At 71.0% G+C, this 2,641-nt stretch carries 5 protein-coding genes; 2 read left to right on the top strand and 3 right to left on the bottom strand.

Going from position 1 to position 2,641, the window contains the following annotated elements:
• Both WA805_RS27285 and hisI read right to left on the bottom strand, forming a co-directional pair.
• Positions 1–231 (bottom strand): Trp biosynthesis-associated membrane protein (locus WA805_RS27285; protein ID WP_422340211.1); only part of this gene is annotated, 231 nt, incomplete at its 3' end.
• A gap of 5 nt (positions 232–236) precedes the next feature.
• The gene (gene hisI / locus WA805_RS27280) at positions 237–650 is read right to left on the bottom strand and encodes a phosphoribosyl-AMP cyclohydrolase (RefSeq protein ID WP_422270702.1); all 414 of its coding nucleotides are present in this window, start codon (positions 648–650) and stop codon (positions 237–239) included.
• A 56-nt stretch (positions 651–706) separates the two neighbouring features.
• Between hisI and WA805_RS27275 the strand changes: the two genes are divergently transcribed.
• Positions 707–1,348 carry a TIGR03085 family metal-binding protein gene (locus tag WA805_RS27275; protein ID WP_422270696.1) on the top strand — a complete coding sequence of 214 codons (642 nt, stop codon included), beginning with the start codon at positions 707–709 and terminating at the stop codon, positions 1,346–1,348.
• 29 nt (positions 1,349–1,377) lie between these two features.
• Here the strand turns inward: WA805_RS27275 and WA805_RS27270 are convergent, their stop codons facing one another.
• Positions 1,378–1,707 (bottom strand): hypothetical protein, encoded by a 330-nt coding sequence (locus tag WA805_RS27270; protein WP_422270698.1) that lies wholly within the window; start codon positions 1,705–1,707, stop codon positions 1,378–1,380.
• Positions 1,708–1,814: 107 nt separating this feature from the next.
• Here WA805_RS27270 and ppgK point away from each other — a divergent pair, with 107 nt between their 5' ends.
• Entirely contained in the window at positions 1,815–2,624 is an 810-nt protein-coding gene (gene ppgK, locus WA805_RS27265; RefSeq protein WP_425243771.1) for a polyphosphate--glucose phosphotransferase, read from the top strand.
• The last annotated feature ends 17 nt before the right edge of the window (positions 2,625–2,641 follow it).

The following is a 2,641-nucleotide window of genomic DNA, read 5'->3' as shown; positions in this document are numbered from 1 at the left end:
CCTGGTGGCGATCACGGCGGCCAGCCCGGCGAGCGCCGCCACGGCGAGCGCGCCGGCCAGCGGGACGAGGTCGGCGCCGGACACGCCGACCACCTGCTGGCTCAGCGGCTTAGGCGGGGTGAAGACGGCCTCGGCCCAGCGTTCCCTGACCGCGAGCAGGATCAGGCCCGCGCCGACCGCGCCCGCCAGGAGCGTGAGGCCGTATTCACGGCGAACCGGGATCGCGCGCACGCCGCTCAGCCGCCCGCGGCCTGGGCGGAGCCGACGGCCAGGCCGGGTCGTTCGCCGGTGACGGCGGGGAGCAGGTCCGCGTCGAAGCAGGTCCGGTTGCCGGTGTGGCAGGCGGCGCCGACCTGGTCCACCTTGACCAGGATCGCGTCGGCGTCGCAGTCGAGCGCCACGGACTTCACGAACTGAAGGTGGCCCGAGGTCTCGCCCTTGACCCAGTACTCCTGGCGGCTGCGCGACCAGTAGGTGCAGCGGCCGGTGGTCAGCGTGCGGTGCAGCGCCTCGTCGTCCATCCAGCCGAGCATCAGCACCTCGCCGGTGTCGTACTGCTGCGCGATCGCCGCCATCAGGCCATGGGAATCCCGCTTCAGCCGCGCGGCTATCTCCGGGTCAAGCCGCGACGGGCGGACGGCTGCTGTCATCATCGACCTCCTCACTCCCGGTGCCATGAGGCACCGCTACAGCCTACGATCTCCAGGTGAGCAACTCGCGGGATGAACGCCTGGCGCTAGCCGCGCTGCTTGAGGAGACCGGCCCGGAAGCCGCTACTCTCTGCACGGGCTGGCTGACCGGTGACCTGGCGGCGCACCTGGTGCTGCGGGAGCGCCGCCCCGACGCGGCCGCCGGGGTGATGGGCGGGCCGATCGCCCCGTACACCGCTCGCGTACAGCGGCACTACCTGCGAAAATACACCTTCGATGAGCTGGTCGCCCTGTTCAGGAACGGCCCGCCGCGGCTGTCGCCTTTCGCGCTGCCCGGCGCCGACGAGCAGGCGAACACGGTGGAGTACTTCGTCCATCACGAGGATGTCAGGCGCGCCCAGCCGGACTGGCAGCCGCGGGCGATCAGCGACGGGCTGTCCGACGCCCTGTGGCGCCGGGTGAAGGGCGCCAAGTTCTTCCTGCGCAAGTCACCGGTCGGTGTCGAGCTGGCCAGGGATGACGGCGATAACCGGACCGGGCCGTACCGGGTCACGGTGAAGAACGCGACGCCCACCGTCACCGTCATCGGCACGCCGGCCGAGCTGACGATGTGGGCGATGGGCCGGACCAGCGCGGCGCACGTCCGGTTCGACGGCACCGGGGAAGCGGTCGCCGCGCTGAAGGCGTGGCGGAGCTAGCCGTCAGCGCCGCCTATCGGGGCCGGCCGTCAGGTGCCCATCTCCCGCTTCAGCCGCGCGAGCTCGTCTTCGACGTCCTCGTGACGCGCGGGCTGGGAAGTCACCGGGGGAACGACGAGCTCTCGGGTGGCCGGCTCGGGGTCGCGCCGCACCCGGCGCTCTTCCGGCTCCTGCGTGGCCTTGACCTGGCGACGGCGCCGCGCCCCCACGATCTTGTAGGCGACGTATCCGCCGCCCGCGACGATGGCGACGAACGCGATCGCGGTCAGCAGGCCGAGCAGCAGATGGACCACGGAATCGAGGACGAAGAAAATGACGATCCCGCCGATCACGACGGCGCCGACCTTCAGCCAGTTCATCCCGGCGCCCCCCTTTCTCTGGGTCAGTTTCGATAATAGTCAGAAGTCCGGGTAGACGAGCCAACGGCGACCGCATAGCCACGCCGGAGGGTGGAAGGATCTTAGGTATGCAGGCATTCGGTATCGACATCGGCGGCAGCGGCATCAAGGGGGCCCCGGTCGACGTGGCCAGCGGCAGGCTGCTGGCCGAACGCAAGAAGATCCTCACCCCGCACCCCTCCACGCCCGAGGCGGTGGCGGACGTGGTGCGGGAAGTCGCGAGGTCGTTCGGCTGGAAGGGTGCTACCGGCATCACCTTCCCCGGAGTCGTGAGCGGCGGAACGATCCGGACGGCCGCGAACGTCGACAAGTCCTGGATCGGGACGGACGCGGCGCGGCTGTTCGGCACGGCCATCGGCGGCGACGTGACGGTGCTGAACGACGCGGACGCGGCGGGCATCGCGGAAATGATGTTCGGCGCGGGCAAGGGCGAGCGCGGCACGGTGCTGATGCTGACGTTCGGCACCGGGATCGGCAGCGCGCTGTTCACCGGCGGCCTGCTGGTCCCGAACACCGAGTTCGGCCACCTCGAGATCCGCGGCAAGGACGCGGAGTCGCGCGCCTCCGAGCGCGGGAAGACGGAGCACGAGTGGGGCTGGAAGGAATGGGCGCAGCGCGTCTCCGAGTACATCCAGCATGTCGAGGCGCTGCTGTCGCCTGACCTCATCATCGTGGGCGGCGGGATCAGCAAGGAAGCAGAGAAGTGGGTGCCGCTGCTGGAGGGCGTGCAGGCCAGGATCGTGCCTGCCGCGCTGCACAACGACGCCGGCATCGTCGGCGCCGCGGTGGCCGCCACCGGCATGGCCACCACCAGGACGACCCACGCAGGGGCGGAGGCGTCCGTGGCGGCCGCGGGGGCGGCCGTCGGCGGGGAGTAGTCGGCGGGGAGTAGAGC

This window comes from Trebonia sp. (genome assembly GCF_049794275.1).
In the GTDB taxonomy this organism is placed as follows: domain Bacteria; phylum Actinomycetota; class Actinomycetes; order Streptosporangiales; family Streptosporangiaceae; genus Trebonia.
Note: the sequence above shows the minus strand (reverse complement) of the source record. Positions and strands in the feature narration are given on the sequence as shown.